This window comes from Methanobrevibacter wolinii SH, assembly GCF_000621965.1.
GTDB lineage: Archaea > Methanobacteriota > Methanobacteria > Methanobacteriales > Methanobacteriaceae > Methanarmilla > Methanarmilla wolinii.
Genome location: NZ_JHWX01000012.1, coordinates 82,895 through 106,785 on the forward strand (window position 1 = coordinate 82,895; position 23,891 = coordinate 106,785).

21 protein-coding genes are annotated in these 23,891 nt (G+C 23.2%); 9 read left to right on the forward strand and 12 right to left on the reverse strand.

The window, feature by feature from the left end; genetic code table 11:
- Positions 1-97: 97 nt before the first annotated feature.
- A complete protein-coding gene (locus T523_RS01085) occupies positions 98-763 on the forward strand; it encodes a hypothetical protein (RefSeq protein WP_052334585.1) in 666 nt (221 codons plus the stop codon).
- 162 nt (positions 764-925) lie between these two features.
- Here T523_RS01085 and T523_RS01090 read toward each other — a convergent pair whose 3' ends face one another.
- Together T523_RS01090 and T523_RS01095 are read right to left on the reverse strand one after the other, a co-directional pair.
- A complete protein-coding gene (locus tag T523_RS01090) occupies positions 926-1,924 on the reverse strand; it encodes a GGGtGRT protein (protein ID WP_042707039.1) in 999 nt (332 codons plus the stop codon).
- Between the two features lie 14 nt (positions 1,925-1,938).
- On the reverse strand, positions 1,939-2,631 hold the full coding sequence (locus T523_RS01095; RefSeq protein WP_042707040.1) for an iron-sulfur cluster assembly scaffold protein: 693 nt from the start codon (positions 2,629-2,631) through the stop codon (positions 1,939-1,941).
- A gap of 413 nt (positions 2,632-3,044) precedes the next feature.
- Here T523_RS01095 and T523_RS01100 point away from each other — a divergent pair, with 413 nt between their 5' ends.
- Positions 3,045-4,472, forward strand: coding sequence for a TrkH family potassium uptake protein (locus T523_RS01100; RefSeq protein WP_232228994.1), 1,428 nt, complete (start codon positions 3,045-3,047; stop codon positions 4,470-4,472).
- A 293-nt stretch (positions 4,473-4,765) separates the two neighbouring features.
- Here T523_RS01100 and T523_RS01105 read toward each other — a convergent pair whose 3' ends face one another.
- The gene (locus tag T523_RS01105) at positions 4,766-5,035 is read right to left on the reverse strand and encodes a DUF749 domain-containing protein (RefSeq protein ID WP_042707041.1); all 270 of its coding nucleotides are present in this window, start codon (positions 5,033-5,035) and stop codon (positions 4,766-4,768) included.
- A 167-nt stretch (positions 5,036-5,202) separates the two neighbouring features.
- Positions 5,203-6,210, reverse strand: coding sequence for an oxidoreductase (locus T523_RS01110; RefSeq protein WP_042707042.1), 1,008 nt, complete (start codon positions 6,208-6,210; stop codon positions 5,203-5,205).
- A gap of 410 nt (positions 6,211-6,620) precedes the next feature.
- On the opposite strand from T523_RS01110, the gene T523_RS01115 reads away from it, so the two are divergent.
- The 3 genes from T523_RS01115 to T523_RS01125 all read left to right on the forward strand — a co-directional run bounded on the left by T523_RS01115 (position 6,621) and on the right by T523_RS01125 (position 9,290).
- Positions 6,621-7,994 carry an MFS transporter gene (locus T523_RS01115; RefSeq protein ID WP_042707043.1) on the forward strand — a complete coding sequence of 458 codons (1,374 nt, stop codon included), beginning with the start codon at positions 6,621-6,623 and terminating at the stop codon, positions 7,992-7,994.
- 203 nt (positions 7,995-8,197) lie between these two features.
- A complete protein-coding gene (locus T523_RS01120; protein WP_042707044.1) occupies positions 8,198-8,557 on the forward strand; it encodes a hypothetical protein in 360 nt (119 codons plus the stop codon).
- A 322-nt stretch (positions 8,558-8,879) separates the two neighbouring features.
- Positions 8,880-9,290 (forward strand): DUF3795 domain-containing protein, encoded by a 411-nt coding sequence (locus T523_RS01125; protein ID WP_042707045.1) that lies wholly within the window; start codon positions 8,880-8,882, stop codon positions 9,288-9,290.
- A gap of 11 nt (positions 9,291-9,301) precedes the next feature.
- On the opposite strand, the gene T523_RS01130 is transcribed toward T523_RS01125, so the two are convergent.
- Positions 9,302-9,598: a hypothetical protein gene (locus T523_RS01130; protein ID WP_042707046.1), complete on the reverse strand. Its 297-nt coding sequence runs from the start codon at positions 9,596-9,598 to the stop codon at positions 9,302-9,304.
- 257 nt (positions 9,599-9,855) lie between these two features.
- Between T523_RS01130 and T523_RS01135 the strand changes: the two genes are divergently transcribed.
- On the forward strand, positions 9,856-10,800 hold the full coding sequence (locus T523_RS01135) for a calcium/sodium antiporter (RefSeq protein ID WP_232229001.1): 945 nt from the start codon (positions 9,856-9,858) through the stop codon (positions 10,798-10,800).
- Positions 10,801-11,035: 235 nt separating this feature from the next.
- Here the strand turns inward: T523_RS01135 and T523_RS01140 are convergent, their stop codons facing one another.
- Entirely contained in the window at positions 11,036-12,235 is a 1,200-nt protein-coding gene (locus tag T523_RS01140) for a geranylgeranyl reductase family protein (RefSeq protein WP_042707047.1), read from the reverse strand.
- A 396-nt stretch (positions 12,236-12,631) separates the two neighbouring features.
- Here T523_RS01140 and T523_RS01145 point away from each other — a divergent pair, with 396 nt between their 5' ends.
- Both T523_RS01145 and T523_RS01150 read left to right on the forward strand, forming a co-directional pair.
- Entirely contained in the window at positions 12,632-13,264 is a 633-nt protein-coding gene (locus T523_RS01145; RefSeq protein WP_042707048.1) for a DUF1847 domain-containing protein, read from the forward strand.
- Between the two features lie 658 nt (positions 13,265-13,922).
- Entirely contained in the window at positions 13,923-15,137 is a 1,215-nt protein-coding gene (locus T523_RS01150) for an ammonium transporter (protein ID WP_042707049.1), read from the forward strand.
- Positions 15,138-15,536: 399 nt separating this feature from the next.
- On the opposite strand, the gene serS is transcribed toward T523_RS01150, so the two are convergent.
- Together serS and T523_RS01160 are read right to left on the reverse strand one after the other, a co-directional pair.
- Entirely contained in the window at positions 15,537-16,814 is a 1,278-nt protein-coding gene (serS, locus tag T523_RS01155; RefSeq protein WP_042707050.1) for a serine--tRNA ligase, read from the reverse strand.
- Between the two features lie 369 nt (positions 16,815-17,183).
- On the reverse strand, positions 17,184-17,720 hold the full coding sequence (locus tag T523_RS01160; RefSeq protein ID WP_042707051.1) for an LOG family protein: 537 nt from the start codon (positions 17,718-17,720) through the stop codon (positions 17,184-17,186).
- Between the two features lie 478 nt (positions 17,721-18,198).
- Between T523_RS01160 and T523_RS08705 the strand changes: the two genes are divergently transcribed.
- Positions 18,199-18,852 (forward strand): hypothetical protein, encoded by a 654-nt coding sequence (locus tag T523_RS08705; protein ID WP_052334587.1) that lies wholly within the window; start codon positions 18,199-18,201, stop codon positions 18,850-18,852.
- A gap of 94 nt (positions 18,853-18,946) precedes the next feature.
- Here the strand turns inward: T523_RS08705 and T523_RS01170 are convergent, their stop codons facing one another.
- From T523_RS01170 to T523_RS01185, 4 genes are all read right to left on the reverse strand, one after another.
- Positions 18,947-20,245, reverse strand: coding sequence for a TrpB-like pyridoxal phosphate-dependent enzyme (locus T523_RS01170; RefSeq protein WP_042707052.1), 1,299 nt, complete (start codon positions 20,243-20,245; stop codon positions 18,947-18,949).
- A 376-nt stretch (positions 20,246-20,621) separates the two neighbouring features.
- On the reverse strand, positions 20,622-21,434 hold the full coding sequence (locus T523_RS01175) for a DUF368 domain-containing protein (protein ID WP_084486348.1): 813 nt from the start codon (positions 21,432-21,434) through the stop codon (positions 20,622-20,624).
- 269 nt (positions 21,435-21,703) lie between these two features.
- On the reverse strand, positions 21,704-22,849 hold the full coding sequence (locus T523_RS01180) for an acyltransferase (RefSeq protein ID WP_084486338.1): 1,146 nt from the start codon (positions 22,847-22,849) through the stop codon (positions 21,704-21,706).
- A 606-nt stretch (positions 22,850-23,455) separates the two neighbouring features.
- Positions 23,456-23,833, reverse strand: a complete 378-nt coding sequence (locus T523_RS01185; RefSeq protein WP_042707054.1) for a hypothetical protein — start codon at positions 23,831-23,833, stop codon at positions 23,456-23,458.
- Positions 23,834-23,891 lie beyond the last annotated feature (58 nt).

Genomic DNA, 23,891 nt, shown 5'->3' on the forward strand with positions numbered 1-23,891 from the left:
AAAAATTTAAAAAATAATTAATATTTTAAAGAAAATTTATTCTACAAAATTTCAATAAAGAAATAAGTTTAAGAAAAATAAATAAAATAGTGATTAAATGTTTGAAAATTATCCAGAAGAACCTACAGATATTGCTAAAATAAATTCAGAAGAATATAATGGTAAGTTAATTGGAGAAAATGAAAGAGGATCAGTACACATACATGGACCATATGGTAATAAAAACTCTAAAGTAAAAATAGCTTATTTAATTGGTATGCATCCATTAGAAAGTAAATCACATAGAGCATTATTTGATACTATTTTAAGTGAAGATACAAGTCTTAATTATAAATATTATATTTATAATATTAATGTTAAAAAAGAACTTGATAAAGAAACAGAAGGACGTATGGATGGTCAAAAATTAGCAAGAGAATTTGTTGTTCCTCACGTTACAAGTAAAAAATATAATTTTGCAGTAGATATTCATGGAAATAAAGGTAAAGTAGGTCCTGGAAAATATGAAGAAAGTAACTTTGTATTTGCACCTGGTTTTGATGATGAATCTGAAAAATATATGAATATATTACTTGAAAAAATAGAAGAAATAGTTTATTATGCTCCAGAGTATCGTACTAGTCCACCATATATGACTTTACCAATTCTTGAAAGTGGAATTCCAACAGTAGTATATGAAACCTTTTCATATGAACCTATGAGTAAAACATATGATTTAGCAGATAAATTAGTAAAAACTATAGATAATATTAAATTTGAATAAATTAAATTTAAAAAAAATCTATTTAACATTAAATTATCTAAAAATTAACCTTAAAGAATAAAAAAAACTAAAATACTTAAACTATAAAAAAACCATCAAAAACCCAAAATAAAAAATTAGCTTATCTAAAAAACTAAAAATAAAAAATAAAAAACTATGAAATTATTTCATAGCTTCTTCTACAGCAACTGCTACAGCAACAGTAGCACCTACCATTGGATTATTACCCATACCAATTAATCCCATCATTTCAACATGAGCTGGTACAGATGAAGAACCTGCAAATTGTGCATCACAATGCATTCTTCCCATAGTATCAGTCATACCATAAGAAGCAGGTCCTGCTGCCATATTATCTGGGTGAAGTGTTCTTCCAGTTCCTCCTCCAGAAGCAACTGAGAAATATTTTTTACCTTTTTCCATACATTCTTTTTTATAGGTTCCTGCTACAGGATGTTGGAATCTAGTAGGATTTGTTGAGTTACCAGTAATAGAAACATCAACATCTTCAAGATGCATGATAGCTACACCTTCTCTAACATCATTTGCACCATAACATTTAACTTTTGCTCTTTCACCATTAGAATATGCTTTTTCTTCAATAATATTAAGTTCATCAGTGAAATAATCAAAATCAGTTTTTACATAAGTAAATCCATTGATTCTTGAAATAATTAAAGCTGCATCTTTTCCTAAACCATTTAATATAACCCTTAAAGGTTCTTTTCTAACTTTATTTGCAGAATTTGCAATACCAATAGCTCCTTCAGCAGCAGCAAAACTTTCATGCCCTGCAAGGAATGCAAAACATTTAGTTTCTTCACTTAAAAGCATTGATGCAAGATTTCCATGACCAAGACCTACTTTTCTATTATCTGCAACACTTCCAGGAATACAAAATGATTGCAATCCTTCACCTATTGCTTTTGCAGCATCAGATGCTTTAGTACATCCTTTTTTAATTGCAATTGCTGCACCAACAGTATAAGCCCAACATGCATTTTCAAAACATATAGGTTGAACATCTTTAACAATTTCATATGGATTAAATCCTTTTTCTTCACAGATAGATTTAGCTTCTTCTAAATCTTTAATACCATATTTATTAAGTACAGGGATAATTTGATCTATCCTTCTTTCATAACCTTCGAATAAACTCATAATAACCTCTTCCCTTACTCATTTCTAGGATCTATTGTTTTAACAGCTTCATCAAATCTTCCATACTGACCACTTGCTTTCTCAATAGCTTCTTTTGGATCAATACCAGATTTAATATTGTCAATCATTTGTCCTATATTAATATATTTATATCCAATAATTTCATTATTTTCATCTAAACCTAATTCAGTAATATAACCTTCTGTAAGTTCAAGATATCTAGGACCTTTACTTTTAGTACTGTAAATAGTACCTACTTGGCTCCTATGACCTTTACCTAAATCTTCAAGACCTGCCCCAATAGGGAGACCTCCTTCAGAAAAAGCAGATTGTGTTCTACCATAAGCAATTTGTAGGAATAATTCTCTCATAGCAGTGTTAATAGCATCACAAACTAAATCAGTATTTAATGCTTCTAAAACTGTTTTACCTACTAATATTTCCCCTGCCATAGCTGCAGAATGAGTCATTCCAGAACAACCAATAGTTTCAATTAATGCTTCTTCAATAATTCCATTTTTAACATTTAAGGTTAATTTACAAGTACCTTGTTGAGGTGCACACCAACCAATACCATGAGTTAAACCAGAAATATCTTTAATTTCTTTAGATTGCACCCATTTACCTTCTTCAGGTATCGGTGCTGGTCCATGATTAGCTGCTTTAGCAACAGGACACATATTCTCTACTTCAGTTGAATATATCATCTTTTCATACCTTTTAAATTTTTAAAATTTACAATATAAAGTATTATAATAATACATACTAATTCTTTAATTTAATTAGTTTTCTTTTTTATATAAATTAAAAAATTTATTAAAAAATAAATAAAAATAACAATTTAATATTTGATAATAATCATTTAAAAAATTTATGTAAATTATCTTAAAATATATTGTATAATATTTTAAACATTTAAAAAAAATAAACTAAAAAAAATAAATAGATAAAATACTTAAAATAAAAAAATAAATCTTTAAAATTAAAAATAAAGAATTTTATTAAAGAATTTACAATATAATAAAATAAAAAATTATTTAAATTGACATTACCAAAATTTAACTTAATGAGATATATTAACAAAATGGATTTAAAAATCATAACCCACTACTTTGGGAAAATGATGCAATTAGTAGGAATAGCATTACTTGTTCCTATAATAATTGCAATTATTTATAAAGAAACACCTGAAATTTTAGTGTTTTTTACAGTTTGTATTATTTCAATAATAATAGGGACTGCACTTTCTAAAATTTCAGTTAAATCCTCAAATATTCGATTAAAACATGCAATGATTGTTTCTACATTAGCATGGATTTGGGCTAGTTTTTTAGGTGCAATTATAATGAAATTAACCTTACAAATGCCTATATTAGATGGAATGTTTGAAAATATGTCCTCATGGACAGGTACTGGATTATGTTTATTTAGTAATATTGAAATATATCCAAAATCATTACTATTTTTAAAAAGTTATGAAGGATGGTTAGGTGGTTTAGGAATAGTAATTTTAAGTATAGGTGTTCTTATACAGCCAGGAACAGCTGCTGCTAAATTATATAAATCTGAAGCAAGAGAAGAAAGGATTAAACCTAGTTTAGTAAATACAATGCAGAAAACAATTGAAATATATGTAATTTATACTCTCATTGGAATAGGAATGTATCTTCTTGCAGGAATGCCTTTATTTGATTCAATAAATCTTTGTTTTGCTACAATTTGTACTGGTGGTATGAGTATTAAAAATGCTAATGTTGGATACTACCATAACAATATTATAAACATTATAACTATCATAATAATGATATTAGGTGCTATAAGTTTTCAAGTACATTATAAAGTATATAAAACAAAAGGAAAAGCAATACTTGAAGATGTACAATTTAAAACACTTATAGTAACTATTGTAACAATAAGTATTATAATTTACTTCCTTACAAAAACAGTACCTATGCATATTATATTTACTGTAATATCTGCAATAACCTCTACTGGTGCAACAATTATAACAACTAATAATTTATTAAATTGGGGAGACACTTCATTAATATTTATTATGGCATTAATGTTAATAGGAGGTTCTTCTGGTTCTACAGTAGGAGGTTTAAAAGTAATTCGTATTATTACAGTATTAAAAGGAGTTCAAAAAAATATTAAAGAAATATTAGCTCCTGAAGGAAGTATAATTAAATTAAAAATTGAAGGTACTGAAATCTCAATAGAAGCAGTTAAAGAAGCAGGAACATTTATTTTTATGTTCTTTATCTTAATATTCATTAGTTGGATTGTATTAATTTTACATGGATACAATGGATTATATAGTTTATTTGAAGTAGTATCTGCAGCAACAAATAATGGATTAAGTACAGGAATTACTAGTGTAACAATGGCTCCAAGTATTAAGGTTACTATGATTTTAGATATGTTAATGGGTAAACTTGAAATTGTTCCAGTCTTAGTAACAATAGGTGGATTCATTGAATTATTTAAAATTTCAAAAACACAAAAAAATAAAATTCGCTCCAAATTTAAAAAAGATGAAGCTTAACTTCTCTTTTATAAATTTCAATTATTTTAAAAAAACTACTCTTTTTATAAAAAACTTATTTAAATAATATAAAAAATATTAAAAACTAATTTTAAATATTATTAAGTAATTAAAGTTCTAAAAATCATGTTACTTTAATAATTAAAATGATATACAAAAATATAAAATTAATTTATTAAAAAACATATTATTAATAAAAATATAAACAAAAAAAGCATTGAAAACTTAATTTATAATAAAAAAACTAAAAAATTTAAAAAAACAAAAAATAGCTAAAAATATATTAGAAAAATCTATAAATGACTTTCTAATATTTTTAAAGTGTTTACATTTGCTTTTAAGTCAGCACCTTTTAATTCTTCTTTAATTTGATCAATATTATCATAAGCATCTAAGAATAAAATATGATGACTAGTTGTTCCAGAAACATCTAAAATAGCAATCTCATCATTAGGATTAATAGTTTCTCTTTTATCTACTGCTGCTTTAAATTTTACATAAGGTGCAAAATCTTCTGGAATTTCTTTATATTTAAAAATTTGATATAAGGTTGCCATAAACATAATTATCACCAACAATTAATTATTAACCTTTTTAATATATATAGTTTTATACTATACAAACAATTTTTTATATACTTAAACAATGATTTATCTCTAAATTTTTAGATAAATATTTAAAAAAATTATTCACTTAATAATAAGTAAATAATCTAAATTAACTATTGAATTTAATCGCCATTTCCATAAACAAAGCAAGTACTTACTTTTTTACTATAACAATTACTGCAACCTTTACATTTAGTTTTTCCAGTGCCATTTATTTTCCATTCTTTTAAGAAATCAGGTTGAGCAACAAATGGTTTAGACATTGAGAAAAATTCAATATTTGTAGTATTTAAAATATTGTTTATAGTATCCATATCATTAAGTCTTCCACCTAAAATAACTGGAATATTAAGTTCTCCACTTAATTTATCTGCATATGTAAGAAATGGGTGTTTACCGTCATTTGTTGAAAATGTATTAGTACGAGCAGTTAATTGTATACTATCTGCACCATATTTTTCAAGTAATTTACACATTTCCATACTTTCTTCAAAACTAATTCCACCTTTTCTTCCATCACTTGGATTTAATTTACAATTAATATGGATATTATAATTACTTTTAATAACTTTAAGAATCTCAAGAATAATCCTCATACGGTTAAAAGTATCTCCACCATAATTATCTTCTCTTTGATTAAAATAAGGATTAATAAAATTACTAAGATAAAAATTATTACCCATATTAATTTGAATACCATCAAATCCAGCAAATTCAAATTTTTTAGCAGCCATAATAACATCAGTTTGTAAGTGTCTAATACCTTCAATACTTATATTATTAGGTTCAACTTTTTGATTAAGACCATCATTGTACCAGAAGAATGCCAATTGTCCAAAAATAGGAACATCATATTGATGGACTAAACTAGTAATTTCTTGATAATCTTTAAAAAATCCTTTATAATTCATATCGGTTGAATAATCTGCAAATCTATCCCTTGGATCTAAACAGAATAATTCTGAATTAATTAACCCAACTCCGCTTTTTGCGATTTGTTCATATCTATCAAAAACCGCCTGGTTTAGGAAACCTTCATTATTTCTTTGAGATTCCCACATTCCTGAACGGATTATATGACTTTTAAGTTCAAAGTCTCCGAATTTACATTTATCAAATATATCTTTCACATTAATCACCGACTATAAAAACTATATAATTAATTAATATATTCAAATATATAAATTTAATGTATTAATAAATTAAGAAAATATAAAAACTTAAAAAAATATCTATTTTTTATATAAATATAAAGAGTATTTTAATATATGGAAATTAAATTTAAGAAAGTTTATTTTATAAATTAAGAAAATTTCAAAATAGTTAAAGAAATAATAATAAATCTTAAAAGGAATTTAATAAATTAAATTTATAATTTGTATTAATACTAATAGAATCAATTTTAATTAAATAAATGAAAAATTTAAACATATAAATAACATAGATATAAACTAAATTTAACTTAATTTAATAAAAAATAAATTAAAATTTTACCATGCTTAAATTCAAAAAATTATTAAATTATTAAGAGTGGATAAAAATGAAACTGAAAAAATCGGATTATATTATTATAATATCATTTATAGCTTCTTTTATTGCAGCATTCATATCAGCAGCACCTGCAGTTGCACTTCCCCAATTAGCAGAAGAATTTAATTTAAATAATATTATGCAGAATTGGGTAATAAATATATTTTTATTTACTGTTGCAATAACTGCTGTACCTCTTGGAAAATTCTCAGGGAAAAATGGAATCAAGAAAACATTAAATTTAGGATTAATTATATTTTTAATTGGAACAATAATTACTACTTTTGCAAATTCATACATAACATTATTAATATTTAGAGCAATACAAGCCATTGGTACAGCAATGATTTATAACACACAAACAAGTATTGTTGTATTAGCTGTAGAAGAAAAAAATCGAGGAAAAGCATTAGGAATCATAATATCTGGAGTATACATTGGACTTGCAATTGCACCATTCATTAGTGGAATATTAACATATAATTTTGGTTGGAGAACTATTTTTTACTTTACAATTCCATTTACATTAATTGCATTGTTTTTATCATTATCTAAAGTCAAAGATGAATGGAATATGTATGAAAATGAAACTTATGACAAAATTGGATCTATACTATATATAATTGGGATATTCTTTTTTATTTACGGATTTACAATCTTAAATCAAATAAAAGGAATATTATTTACAATAATTGGTATTATATTCTTATTTATATTTGTTATAACAGATTTAAAAGTAAAAGACCCAATATTTAATCTTAAATTATTTAAAAATAAAAGATTTTCATCATCAAACATTGCATCATTAATAAGTTACATTGCAACATTTGTAGTAACTTATATACTTAATTACCATTTTCAATATATTTTAAACTTAAATTCACAAACAACTGGAATATTACTTGTGATAACACCAGTAATAATGGCAATTATATCACCATTTTCAGGAAAATTCTCAGATAAAATAGATTCACAAAAATTAGCTGCAATTGGAATGAGTTTTGTAACTATTGCACTGTTTATATTAATATTTTTAAATAAATCTACCCCATTATGGATAATATTTATTGCAATGATATTACAAGGTTTAGGTTATGGAATATTCTCATCCCCAAATACAAATATGATAATGAGCTCAGTTCCACCAGAAGAAACACCAAGTGCATCAGTATCTATTACAGTAATGAGAGTAATAGGTCAAACTATGAGTCTTGCTATGTTAACTATAATATTTGCAATAATAATGGGTGATGTACCAATAATTCCAAAATACTTTAATTTATTAACAGAAAGCTCACAAATAGCATGTATAATATCTACAATATTATGTTTTATTGCAGTTATAATCTCACTTATAGGTATTAATGAAAAAAATGAAATTTAATAGGTATTAAAGATTTTATAAAAAATAAAAAGAGAGTAGAAATAAACTGAAATTTTATAAAAAAATTATAAAAAAATAAAAAGAGAGTAGAAATAACTTAAATAAAAAGAATAAAAAGAAATAAGAAAGAATAAATAGAAATAAATAGAGATAAAAAAATAGATATAATTTATAAATAAATTAAATTACGATGTGGGATTAAAATGGGAATATTTTCTAGGAAAACTGAAGAAGAAAAAAAGAATGATGAAATTCTTAAAGAATTACTCGGTGGATTTACAAGTAATGATGCATTTAAAGAAAAACTTGAAAAACATGGATTAAATCCTTACACTGCAAATACTTACTATAAAAAAGTATTACAGCATGAATTAAAAAACAAGAAATTAAAACCAAAGAATATTGAAAAAAGATTAGATGAACTATTGGATTTTGATGTAGAACTTTTATATAATAAATTTAAAAATTTTGGACTTGATACAAGTAATTTTAAAACACAAAAAGATATTGACAATGTATTAAAAGAACTAAAATCAAAAGCCAATAAAAAAATAAAAAATTAAATTTTATTAATTTAATTTTTATTAAAAAGTTAATTTTACAAACTTAATTTTTTTACTAGAAATTATCATATTTAAGATTTAATTTTAATCTAATTTTCTTACTAGAAATTATCACATTAAATAGTTAAATTGCAATTATTTTTAAAATAAAAATTAAAGATTAAACAAATTTAAATTTAAAAAAATATAACTTTGTTGAAATTTCTAGAATAAACTTTCTCAAAAATTGATTTTCAAGTATTAACTAAATTTAAATTTTTATAAAAAATAGTTTTCAACAGAATATAAATACTTTAAATTTTTAGACTTTAAAGGTGTAATTATGAAAATGCCTACAAAAATTGAAACCATAATGTTTGCACCATGTGGTATGAACTGTCAACTATGTGAAAAACACTTAAATAAAACAAATCCTTGTCCTGGATGTTTAATTAAAAGTTCAAATAAAACTAAAAGTGTTTTAAAATGTAAAATAAGAGAATGTCTTAATAAAAAAACATTTAAATATTGTGGAAGATGTAGTGAATTTCCATGTAAACTAATTAAAAAACAAGATAAAAACAATAGAAAACGTTATAATTACTCATCACTTGAAAGTGCTAAAAGAATTAAAAATACAGGTATAAATAAAATGATGAATAAAGATATGGAAAAATGTACTTGTAATAAATGTAATGGAATAATAGCAATACAAACTAAAGAATGTAGTGAATGTGGAAAGAAATTTAATTAAAATTTAAAAAATTAAGAATCAGCAAAAATATCTACTATTGGTTCCTGTTCATCAGTTTTATGAATAGGTGTTTCTTTTCTTCTTTTTCCATTTACATCAAAACGTTTAAATTTCCATTTATGTTCTTTTATAGTATCTTCTGAAACTCCTTTTTGATAAGCTACATATCTTCTACCATGTTTTGCTACTGCAGCCTCAAGACTACAAATATCATCTGTTTCAAAAGGTTCAATTTCTTCCCATTCTTTTATAACATCTAACATCTTATTTTTACTAACAGGATTATTTTTAAACCATTCAGATAACATTTCTATACTCCCAATATTTTATATAATATACTTATATTTATATATAATTTATATATTATCCTAAAGCTTTTATACAAATATATAATTTATATATAATTAGATATTACCTTAAAGCTTTTCTAAAATTAACTAAAAAAGTTTAATATTTTACTATTAAATACTAGAATAATAATATAATATATTATTAAATAATAAGTTTTTAAATTAAAATTAATTATTTAATATATAAAAAATATCCAAAGATAAAAGGGATGATAATGGAATTAATAATTGAAATAATAATGCTTATTATAGGTTTTGTTCTTTTAATCAAAGGAGCAGATGTTTTTGTAGATGGAGCAAGTAATGTTGCATACAATTATAAAATACCAACAATTATAGTAGGATTAACAATTGTTGCATTTGGTACTAGTGCACCAGAAGCTGCAGTTTCCATAACTGCATCACTTAAAGGAAGTAATGCAATCTCACTTGGAAATATTGTAGGAAGTAATATATTCAATATTCTTGGAGTACTTGGTATTTCAGCATTAATTGGTAATTTAAAAGTAGATGAAGTACTAGAAAAAAGAGATTTTCCAATTATAATAATATCAAGTATTATACTTCTTCTTGTAGCATACTTCATTGGAACAATAAATAGAATAATAGGAATAATATTTTTTATTGGAATCATTATATATGTTTATATTCTTGTAAGACAAGCAAAAAATAATGTAAGATCAATTAAAGATGAAACAATTATTGCAAAATTAAGTATTCCTAAATCAATAATTTATATTATAATTGGTTTATTTGGAGTAATTATTGGATCAAACTTTGTTGTAAACAGTGCAAGTTATATTGCAAGTTTATTTGGATTAAGTGAAGCATTAATTGGATTAACTATTGTTGCAATAGGTACATCTTTACCAGAATTAGTAACATCAATTACAGCACTTATGAAAAATGACCATGGAATTGTTATTGGAAATGTAGTAGGTTCATGTATATTTAATATTTTATTTATTTTAGGTATTAGTAGTGCTATTATACCAATGCCAATAGATCCTAAAATGATTACTGATATTATAGTAATGACAGGTGTTACAATTTTAGCTTATTTATTTGCTAGAAGTAATGATGAAATAAATAGAAAAGAAGGAATAATATTCGTAATATTACTTATTATATACATGACTTATATTATAATAAGGAATTAAATTAATTCCTATTACTTTTTTTTAAAATTTTAAATTTAAACCATTATAATTAGAGATTCAACTATATATTTATTTTAATTAAAAAAATATTATATTAAAAAATTAATTTTAAAAAATAGCTTATTCTTAAATTAAAATAATATAAACAAATTAATACATAAAAAAACTAATTCTAAAGCTAAAAAAAACTAAAAAAACCAATAAAAAAACTAATTTAAAAAAAGAAAAATAGAATTTATAAAACTATTTTAAATAATTTTGTAAATTTTAATGCTAATTTTGGAGATAATTTAAATAAAACTTTGATGAAGTCTTTAACACCTACATCAGTAAAATCAAGTTCACATAATGCTTGAATAAGATTATTAAAATCTTCATCAGTAAATGAATCAAGTAATTCACGACCAACATCTAATTTATGCATAGCACCAAAAGATTTTTCATCAAAAAGTTTATCATAATCTTTAAGTTTATTAGCTGAATAATCTTTCTCAGAAATAGCTTCACCTGCTACTTTACCTGCACACATACCACCAAGCATACCTAATATAAGTCCTCCACCAGTAACAGAATCTACTTGTCCTGCTGCATCACCACAAGCTAAGAAATTATCACCAAATATATTATCTATAAGACCACCAATAGGTATTCCACCAACATTTAATTCAACTGCTTTAGCATCCTTAAGAGGAGGATAAGATTTAATAAAATCATTTAAATATTCTATAGCAGATTTATCTTTATGTGCAGAAGAAATACCAATACCTACATTTGCAATATCCCCCCCTTTAGGGAAAATCCAAGCATATCCTCCTTTAGCAAATTTACCCATATGAAGTTCTATTAAATCATTTCTATCACATTTAACATTACACATTTCATATTGAGCACCAGACATTAAATCTTTAGATTTAATACTTTTAGTCATTCCAGCCCATCTTGCAATATGTGATTCTGGACCATCAGCAGCAATTATAATTCTTGTTTTAATCTCAAATTCTTTTCCAAATCTTTCACAAGTTAAAATATAATAATTACCATCATCAGTTTCTTCTTTTCTAAGATCAGTAGCTAATGTTTTAATCATTATTTTAGCACCAGCTCTTGCTGCATCCATTGCCATGAACTTATCAAAAACTTTACGTTCAAGAACATAACCTTTTTCAGGAAGAACTTCATCATCAACAGAAAGAGTAGTTCCATCAGGAGCAAAAATAGATCCACCAACAATAACTTGAGCAATCCATCTTGGATCAGGCTCTATTCCTAACCATTTAAGACCACTTTCATAAACTCCACCAGCACATCTTTTTGGAGTTCCAATTTCAGATTTTTTATCAATTAAAATTACATTTGCTCCATTTAATGCAGCATGTTTAGCAGCAGTTGATCCTGCAGGACCTGCACCAACTACAAGTACATCTGTTTCTATCATAATATCATCTAAAAGTAAATTCATATATTAAATTAAAGATTTTAAAATACCTTATAAAAATTATAATTATTAAAAATAAAAAGTTTAATAAAATAATTTTAAAAATATCTATAAGAAATTATAGGTATAAATTTATAATATAATTAAATTAATAAAAAACTAATATTTAAATTTTAAGAATAAAAATAGGAATAATTTGGACATATTCTAAAAAAAGACCAAATTATAATAAAAAATATACTTTAAACATATAAAAATATTATTAAAAAGAACCATAAAAAACAACAAAACTTAAAAAAACAAGAAAAAAATTATTAAAAAAATCATGAAAATAAGAACTTATAAGAAAAACAATAAAAATATAACAATAGTAATATAATTTAAATTTGTGATAAAATGAAAGAAAATAAGAAAACATGTATAGATTGTTGTAGTTTAAATTGTCAATTTAGAAATAGTAAATACCCCGAATATTGTCCAAGTATAAAATTAAGTGAAGAGGAAAGAAATAAAATATATAAAATTTACCAAGATGAAGAAAACAGAAAAGTATCTAGAATAGCAGCAGAAGTTGAAGCAGATTTCTATTGTAAATATACAAGGGTTGAAGAAACAGTTGAATTTGCAAAAAGAATGGGATTTAAAAAAATAGGAATTGCAACATGTGTAAGATTAATAAGAGAAAGTAGAATATTTGGTAAAATTCTTCGTAAAAATGGTTTTGAAGTATGTAGTGCCTCATGTAAAATTGGAAGTATGAAAAAAACAGAAACAGTAGGACTTAAAAAAGAAAAAACAAAAATAACTGGAAATATAATGTGTAATCCTATTTTACAAGCAGAAATATTAAATAGGGAAAAAACAGATTTAAATGTTGTAATTGGATTATGTGTAGGACATGATACATTATTTAACAAATATTCAAAAGCACTTACAACAACATTAATAACAAAAGATAGAGTATTAGGTCATAATCCAGTAGCAGCATTATATCAAACTAAAGCATATTATAGTAAACTTTTAAAATAAATAAAACTCCTTATTATTAAAATTATTTTAAAATTAGAATTAAATATAACTTAATTAATAAAAAGTTCATACTAATTTTTATCATATTTTAAAATAAATATTTTTAAAGAATAAAATTTAAAAAATAGTTGAAAATACATATTATTTTTAAATTAAATTTATTAAATCTATTTATTTTAAATTAAAAAATCTTTATTTTGAAAATTAAAAAGATGAAAAATTATAATAAAACTGAATTTTTTTAATATAAAAAAATTAAACAGAATAATTAAAATGTTTAATTCTTAAATAAAATAAAAAATAAGACATTAAACTTAATTTTAGAAATGTTTTAAGCATAAGAATTAAAGCTAAATAGAATAATAATGAATTAAACTAAAATTTATATATTATAAAAACATAGTTAATATGGAAAGGAAATTCCTACTCAAACAATTTTTAAAAATAGTAAAAATTAAATATATTTTAATTTAAAAAGTATAAAACTCACTAATTAATAAAATACAATGTTAAAATAATTAAAATATATTTTACTAAATATTAAAAATTAAATATTAAAAAATAACTAATTAAATAATATTTTAAAAAAATAATTTAAATAATTTATAAATTATTAATTTAAATTAAATTTTAAAATACAATCGAATTTTGTGATTATATGATTTTAGATACAGGAAATACAGCCTGGGTACTTGTTTCAACAATAATGGTATTATTAATGACAATTCCAGGTATTATATTTTTTTATGGAGGATTATCTAAGCAAAAGAATGTTTTAAACACAATGTTTTTATCATTAATTGCATTTGGAATAACAAGTATAATTTGGATAGTCTATGGTTACCAAACAGCATTTACTCCTACAAGTATTCTAAATGGATTTATTGGAATACCAAAAAATCTATTTATGGAAGGAATAGGTGTTAATAGTTTAACTGGAACAATACCGACCTATGTTTTTGCAGCATTTGAACTAACCTTTGCAGGATTAACAGCTGCTATTGTTTCAGGATCTGTTGTTGGAAGAATGAAAACAAATCCTTGGATTTTATTTGTAATCTTATGGGTAAGTTTAGTTTACATACCTCTAACTCACTGGATTTGGGGTGGAGGATGGTTAATGAATATGGGAGCAATAGATTTTGCTGGAGGAGTTGCAGTAGAAATTAACTCTGGTTTTTCAGCAATTGCATTAGCTCTTGTTTTAGGTAGAAGAAAAGATAGTGCATTACTACCACATAATTTAGGATATTCTGTCCTTGGAGCTGGATTCTTATGGTTTGGTTGGATGGGATTTAATGGAGGATCTGCATTATTATCAAATGGACTTGCAGGTTCTGCTGTTCTTGTTTCTAATACTGCAGCAGCAATAGCAATGATTACTTGGATTATATTAGACGTAGTTAAAGTTGGAAAACCAACAGTATTAGGTGCAATTACTGGTGCTGTTTCTGGATTAGTTGCTATCACTCCTGCAGCAGGATTTGTTAAAATTTCAGGAAGCCTAATAATAGGTATTGGAGCTGCATTTATCTCATATTATGCAATTAATTATATTAAACCAACATTTGGTTATGATGATGCTTTAGATGTATTCGGAGTTCATGGATTATCTGGTGTTTGGGGATTATTTGCAACTGGTTTATTTGCATGTCCTACAATAAATAATGCTGCTGGATTATTCTATGGAAATCCAAATCAACTTATAATCCAAATTATAAGTATTGTTGCTTCAGCAATATATGCATTTGTAGTTAGTTGGATATTAGCTAAATTACTTGATAAAACAATTGGATTAAGAGTTGATGAAAAAACAGAAGTTGGTGGATTAGATACTCACCTACACAACGAATCTGGATACATGTTTTTATAAATATAAATGTAAATTAAATATTTACATTTCTACTTTTTTTAAATTTCTATAAATATTAAAACAATTAAAATAAAACTTAAAATTATTTTTTACTAAAATTTAAAATCTTATTTTTTTATAATAATCAATACATAAAATTGAATTTAAAAGACAATTCTAAAAATTAGAAAAATTTCAATAAAACTCATATTTAAAAAATATAAAATCTTAAATTACTTAATTTTTTACTAAAAATAATAAAAAACACTTAATAAAAACTAAAAAGAAAAAAATACTCCAAATAATACTAAAAAATAAATAAAAAGAATACAAAACACACAAAAACTAAAAAAAATACTCCAAATAATACTAAAAAATAAATAAATAAAAAGAGTATAAAAAAATAATAAAAAATTGAAACTAGTTTTTAGCTTCAATAACTGTTTTACCACCCATATAAGGTACTAAAACATCTGGAACTTTAACACTTCCATCAGCTTGTTGATAATTTTCTAAAATACAACAAATTGTTCTTTCAGTAGCAATAGCAGTACTATTTAAAGTATGTAAAATTTGAGCATCACCAGAACCTGCTCTACCAACACGTGTTTTAGTTTTTCTTGCTTGATAATCTTTACAATTAGTACAAGATACTAATTCCCTATAAGTTTCAGAACCAGGGAACCATGCTTCAAGATCATATTTAATAGAAGCATTATCATTTAATGCTGAAGAAACAATAGCAACAATATGATATGGTAAACCTAATTTTTTATAAATTTCTTCAGTAGTTTCAAGTAATTCTTTATGAGCTTCTTTAGATTTTTCAGGACTTGTATAAACGAATTGTTCTATTTTTTCAAATTGGTGAACTCTAAAAATACCTAAAGTATCTTTTCCATGAGAACCTGCTTCCTTCCTAAAACAAGTTGATAAACCACAATATTTAATAGGTAAATCATCAGGAGAAATAATTTCATTTCTATGTAATGCAGCTAAAGTTTGTTCTGCTGTTGCAATTAAATATAAATCCTCATCAGCTACTTTATATAAAGTTTCTTCAAATTCACCGAGTTCTGATGTTTCTGCAGCAACATCACTTTTTACAAAGAAAGGTGTTTGTAAAGGAATATAATTTTTAGATTCTAATTCACTCAATGCAAATTGAATTAATGCAAGATTAAGATGTAAAATATCTTTTTTTAAGTAGTAAAACCTTGCACCTGCAATCTCTGCAGCAGTTTCAAGATTTACACCATCAATTTTATTAATTAAATCTACATGATTTAAAGGTTTAAAATCAAATTCAGGAATTTCACCTACTGTTCTAATAATCTCATTATCATCTTCAGTATCAGATATAGGTACATCATCATCTATAATATTTCCAACTTTATATCTATAATCTTCACGTAATTTTTTATATTCCTCAATTTTAACATTTAAATCTTTAATTTCTGCAGCTACACTTTTAGATTTAGCAATAACTTCATCAATAGTTCCATCTTTTTTAGCTTGTTTAAATGATTTAGATAATTTATTTTTCTCAGAACGTAAAGAATTTAATTTTTGTTCTCCTTCTCTCCATAAAGTATCATATTCAATAACTTTTTCTACATTATTAGTATCTCTAAATCTTTTCTTTTCAGAGTCTATAATTAAATCTGGATTTTCCCTAAATAATTTTATATCTAACAATTTAATTTCTCCTTAATTCGATAATTAGTATAATAATTAGTAAACAATAAATAATTTTAGTCTTGTTGAAATTTTTTAAAATTAAAATAATTTATTTTCAAATAAAAAAATAAATAGATTTAATAAAATTAAATTTTTAAATAAATATAATTCAACAGAGTCTATTTTTAGAAAGTTTATAAAAACTTTTAAAATAATATGTTTTAATTTATATATTTCTTATTTTATATTTATTTTTATTATATTTATAAAAAAATAGTATTAATCTAATTAATATTTAATAATAAATTATTAAACAAAAAATCAAAAACACTATAAAAGAAAATAAAAAACCAATAAGAACAATCAATAAATAAAAAAATAAAAAAATTAATCATTTTCTAAATAATTAAAAATATCATTAATAGATGTTGACACATGGAATAAATCCTTATTATCACGAGGTATAGTACCTTGATCAATCATAAAATTAATCATATTTAACATTGTATCATAATATCCATTAATATTAAATATAACAATTTTCTTATTATGTCTTTTTAATTTTTTAAGAGTAAAAATTTCAAAAAACTCATCAAGAGTTCCAATTCCTCCAGGAGCTACGATAAATGCATCAGAATGTTTTAAAAATAAATATTTCCTTTCATCCATAGTTGATGTATGTATAAATTTAAAACAGTTTTTACACATTCCTTCAAATTCTTTCATCCATTCTGGAGCAATTCCAATTACTTTACCATTATTTTCAATAACACCTTTTGATACTGCACCCATTACTCCAGTATCTCCACCACCAAACACTAATTCATAACCTCTTTTTGCTATTTCTTTACCTAATTCGTAAGATACTTCTGTGTACTCACTTTTTGTATTTGGGCTTCCAGCACCATATAAACAAATTCTCATGTTTTCCCACCTATAAATTATTCAATATATTAATTATTATAGTAAACTTTATTTTTAAAGATTTTCAATTAAAAATAATAGAAAATTAAAATAATATAATATTTAATTTTAAATATTAAATTTAAAAAATAAATTAAAACTAGTTATACTAAAATTTAATTTCAAACATTAAAATTAAAAAATAAATTAAACTAAATAATACTAAAATTTAATACTAAAATTTAATTTTAAATATAAATTAATGAATATTATAAATAAATTAAAGATACCTACAATTATTTTAGAAGATATAAAATAGAATTTATTTTAATAATAAGTATAAACAATATAATAAAAGAAAATTTAAAACTAAAATATTCTAAAAATATTTTACATTAGTATTTAAATAGATTAATAAAAAAATTAAATAAATATTTATAAAATTTATTTATATAATAAAATTATAGAAAATTATAATCTAAATAATCGGGTGAATAATATGATTAAAAGAAAGTATTTAATTATTTTTACAATAATTATAATTAGTATTTTAACATTAAATTCAATCAGTGCAGTAGAAAATAGTTCAAACTGGAAAAATGAAAAAGTAGGAAATGTTAATTTTAAAATACCTCCACAATATGAAAATGGAGAATTAGTAAATAAAAATTATTATACTGTAAAAAATATGTTTGTTTTTTCAATAAGATATATAAACTCCACAAGCTTCTTAGAATCAAGTTATGGTGGTGATGCAAATTCAGAAAATACCATTTATATTAAAAATAAGAATATAAAAGGCCATAATTCTTCTATTATATATCAAAAACAAAATATTGATGGAGTAAGATATAATACTACATATATTTATTTCCCAATTAAAGATGAAATTTATTGTATATCTTATGATAATAAGAATTTAACACCAGAAATTGAAGAAATGATAAAAAACACAGCTAAACAGACAATTAGTGATGATAAATTTTATTCAAAATTAACACATGCTAAACTTTCTTATGCAGATAGTCAAAAAGAAGAAAATTATGATGATGATTACTATTATAGCTCATCATATAACAAACATAATAGATACCATAACTTAGCAGGTTATTATTTAGCATATAGAGTAGGAAGATCATCAAGATATTACTAAAATAAATAAAATTAAATATTAAACTAAAAAATTAAAAAAAGAAATTAAAATTATATATCCCTATTAAAGGATTTAAATATAATTTTAATATAAATTAACTATTTTCCATAGTTCCATCTAAAAAGCTTTCATAACCTTTGAAATCCATTAAACCATGACCTGAGAAATTAACTACAATAGTTTTTTCTTCACCTGTTTCTTTACATTTTTTAGCTTCATCAATTGCTATTTTAATTGCATGATTTGTTTCTGGTGCTGGAATTACTCCTTCACAATTAGCAAAGAATTTTCCTGCTGCAAATATATCTTTCTGATGAGCAGTTCTTGGAGTAATATATCCTTCATGTGTAAGTAATGATACTTGTGAATTCATTCCATGATATCTAAGTCCACCAGCATGTACTGCAGGTGCTACAAAATCATGTCCTAAAGTATACATTTTTAAAAGTGGAGTAAAACCAATATTATCTCCAAAATCATATGTATATTCTCCTTGACTCATACTAGGACATGCAGAAGGTTCCGCTGCTATAAATTCACAGTCAGTATTTCCTTTAATTTTTTCTCTTAAAAATGGGAATAAACTTCCACCGAAATTACTTCCTCCACCAACACATGCAATCATTGTATCTGGTTCTTCTTCAGCAATTTCTAATTGTTTTTCAATTTCTTGACCAATTACAGTTTGATGTAAAATTACATGATTTAAGACACTACCTAAAGTATATTTTGTTTTTTCATCACTTAATGCTTCTTCAACTGCTTCTGAAATAGCAATTCCAAGAGAACCTGGAGTATTTGGAGTTTCCTCTAAAATTTTTCTTCCAACTTCAGTTCTATTACTTGGTGATGCAAAAACATTTCCATCATACATTCTCATTATTGTTTTTCTAAATGGTTTTTGATTGTAAGATACTCTTACCATATATACATTAGCTTCAAGACCCATTAATGAAGCTGCAAGAGATAATGCAGTTCCCCATTGTCCTGCACCAGTTTCAGTAGTTAATTTTTCAACTCCCTCTTTTTTAGCAAAATATGCTTGTGCAATTGCACTATTTAATTTATGACTACCTGTTGGAGAAGTATCTTCTCTTTTATAATAAATTTTTGCAGGAGTATTCAGCTTTTCTTCAAGTCCTACAGCCCTAGTTAATGGAGTAGGTCTTCCTAATCTTTGATATAATTCACGTACTTCTTTTGGTATTTTAATAAATCTTTCTTTTGAAAATTCTTGATTAAGACATTCTTTTACAAATATATCAGGTAAAGTCTTAATTTGATTCTTACCTTCACTATTTTTAGGTTCTGGTAATTCTACAGGCAAATCAGCATTAATATTATACCAATTTTTAGCTACTTCATCACTAGGTAAATCAATTTTATAATCCATATTATCTTTCCAAAATATTTATTTTTAACAAAACTTTAGCATTAAATATAATGTACTATAATGTGTAATTATGAACTTTTTAGTACATTAGATATTATGTATAATGTTATATATAAATCTTTATAGCGCATTTTTGTACATTAAACTAATTTTTATAAAAAATTTTATAGTTGAAATTTAGATTTAAGAAAGTTTTTAAAAAAAAATATTAAAAAATGCTTTAAATTTAAGATAAAAATAAAAAATGCTTTAAAATTAAAATAAAAAATACGAAATGCATTAAATTTAAAATAAAAATGAAAAGAGTATATTAAAGATTAATTTTTAATCAAAAATCTTTAATGAAAATTTAAAGATTAATAATTATTTTATAATATTAATATTCAATATAATGGAATTTCCTCTCCATTACAACAATTAAAACAAAAGCAATTATTGCAAGAACAATACATAAAATCCAAGATCCATTAAGAGTTGTTGTAACTTTAATAACAGGTAGTCTTAATGATCCAAGCATAATACCAATTAAAAATGCCATAGTAAGTGATTCATGATTTTCAAGTAAATAATTTAAAATTTTAGAAAATCCTAAAATACCTATAACTGCCCCAACAATAAATACAAGAATTTCAACAATATTTAAATTATTTAATGCATTTAACATATACTGATATTGACCAAGAAGCAATAATAAAAAGGAACCAGAAATTCCTGGAAGAATCATTGCACAAATCGCAATTAAACCAGAAACAAATAATACAGGTAAACTATGATTTGCAGCAATTGGATTTAAACCAACAAAAACATATGCTAAAATAATTCCAATTATAGTAGCAATAATCAATTTAATATTTAAACCATCTAATTTAGTGTACAATATATAAGCAGATGCTAAAATTAAACCTAAAAAGAATGAAAATGTATATGCAGTTTGATTAACAAGCAAATAAGTTATAACTTTTGCTAAAGTTAAAAATGCAATCCCAATACCCAAAATTAAAGGAATAAATAAAGCAAAATCAATTTCATAAAGTAATTTTGATTTAAATTCAGACATATTACCTTTAAGTAATGGTTTTACAAATGTAAAATTAATACTACTAATAGCATGAACCAAACGTTCATAAATTCCAGTAATTAATGCTATTGTTCCACCAGAAACCCCTGGAATAATATCTGCAGAACCCATAAATATCCCTTTAAGAAATATTGTTAAGAATTCTTTTAAATTAAAATTCATAAAATATAACTCCAATAAATATATTATAAAATACTATTTTTAAAATAAAAATAAGATTTTATTAAAATAAATTTTTAATACTTAAAAAAACTAAAAATTTAGAATATCTTTGTTTTTTAATATATTTAAATTATTCTAGATTAATATTAAATAATAATAAAAAGATTAAAAGAGAAGATTTTAAATTTTAAAGAAAATATAAAAAAGAAGTTATGAAATTAATCATAACCAATAATGTAACCAGGAATACCTAATTTTCTAAGAACAGTAATTAAACCCCAACTACTAACAAATGTAAGAAATGCAAGTAAAAAATTCCAATAATAAGCATTGAAATAATTAACATCAACAAGAAGGAATATTATAAGTAACATTGTTTGATGAGTTAAATAAATACCATAACAAGATCTACTTATTGATTTAATACCTACACTAATTAATGGTTTTTTAAATAATAATGCAAATTTCTTAAATAAACCTTTAGTACTATCAAAATTAATATATTTCCAGAATAAAAATACTCCAGTAGCTTGAAGTATAACAACCAAACTTACATCCATATAAGAACGTGTATAAAAATTATAATGATGTAAGAAAACTGTTTTTTGAAATCCATTATGAAATATATCAAAATATATAATAAATGTAGTTGTAGCAATAAATAATAATAAACCAATCCAAATTAACTTATTAGAACTTAAATTAAATTCCTTATGATCTAAATAATAACCTAAGAACAAATATATTATTGGACCAATAAAGAAAGTTAAATTAAAGTAAGTAGGAGTATTGAAAATTTCTAAAGCTTGATAAATAATTACTGCAAGAAATGATAATACTAAAAAGTATTTAGCACCATAAACTTTGGTTTCCTTAATATAAGAATTAAAAATTGGTAAAGACAAATAAATACCAATTAACATCCATGCATACCAATGTTGCAAACCAAAAGTTCTAGAAAATGCTCCTAATCCAGATAAACTAAATGTTAAATTTCCATGATAATAAGTATAAACAAGGGCAATAACTGTGTTCCATACTAAAAATGGAATTACAATACGCATAAATCTACCTTTAAGAAACTTTGGAATATCATCATAATAATCTCTTTCTAACATTAATGTTCCAAGAAGCATTAAAAATATAGGTACACCAAAAGCCATAGTTGAAAATAAAACATATTCCTCATAAGTAAAAACACCTTTATGATTTAATAAAGTTGATGTATTAATAAGAACAAGAGACATTATACTTATAGCACGTAATTCATCAATGAATGCAATTCTTCTTTTTGGAATCCTTTTAGAAATATTTGAAAAGGGAATAGATGGAATATATTTATCTGAAACCTTTAAAAAAGACATTATACCACTAACACAAAAATCAAAATAATTTAAATATAATTATGTATATTTTTATAATATATAAAGTTAATCAGACAAATAAGAATTAAAAAAATATTATTTAACTGTATAAAATTATTTAAAAAAGATAAAAATAATTAAACAATATTCATAAAAATCAATCAAAGACAATAATTAAATCAAGATGATATAAAATATATATGATAATTATTAAAAAGAAATTGATATTAATAAAATAACATCATTAAAAATATAAAAAATTAGAATTATTAAAAGCTATTTATTTAAAAATAAAGTCTGTTGAAAACTATTTTTTATAAAAATTTAAACTTAGTTAATACTTGAAAATCAATTTTAAGAAAGCTTATTCTAAAAATTTTGAGGACTTCAACAAATCCTAAAAATAAATCTTCTAAAAACTACTTATTTATAAATAAAATTATGCTAAATTTAATGATTTTAAAGCAATTTAATAAATTTATTTAAAAATATTTACTATTTAATTAATAAATTAATGTTTTTTGAGAAAAAACCATTATTTAATAATTAAATATTGTGGAATATATACATCTTATCTGAAATAAATTAGACCTAACGATTTATTAATTATTTCAAGGTATGTGGAATAAATACTATGAAATTAATTATTGAAGAAATAAGAACTAAGATTAAGTTAAGTAAATTACTATTTAAAAAAACCAAAATACTAACAAGTAATAAGACAAAAGTCATAATACTTGCAAAAATTGCATCAGCCCTATTTGATTTAGGAGAAAACCTAACATTATCCTTAGATACAATATATAAATAAAATATAATAAAAATACCTAAAGCTATAGCAAAATCAAAATTAGAAGGTTTTACATCAATCCAAAACTGTAAAAACATACAAACAAATAGTATAAATGAAGATAAATAAACTAAATATCTTTGAAGATTACTATAACCATCATCTTTTTTTAATAATTCCTTTTTAAAATCCATAGTTAATATTATAAAAATAAGAATATATAATTATATTGAATTTTTATCAATAAAATTT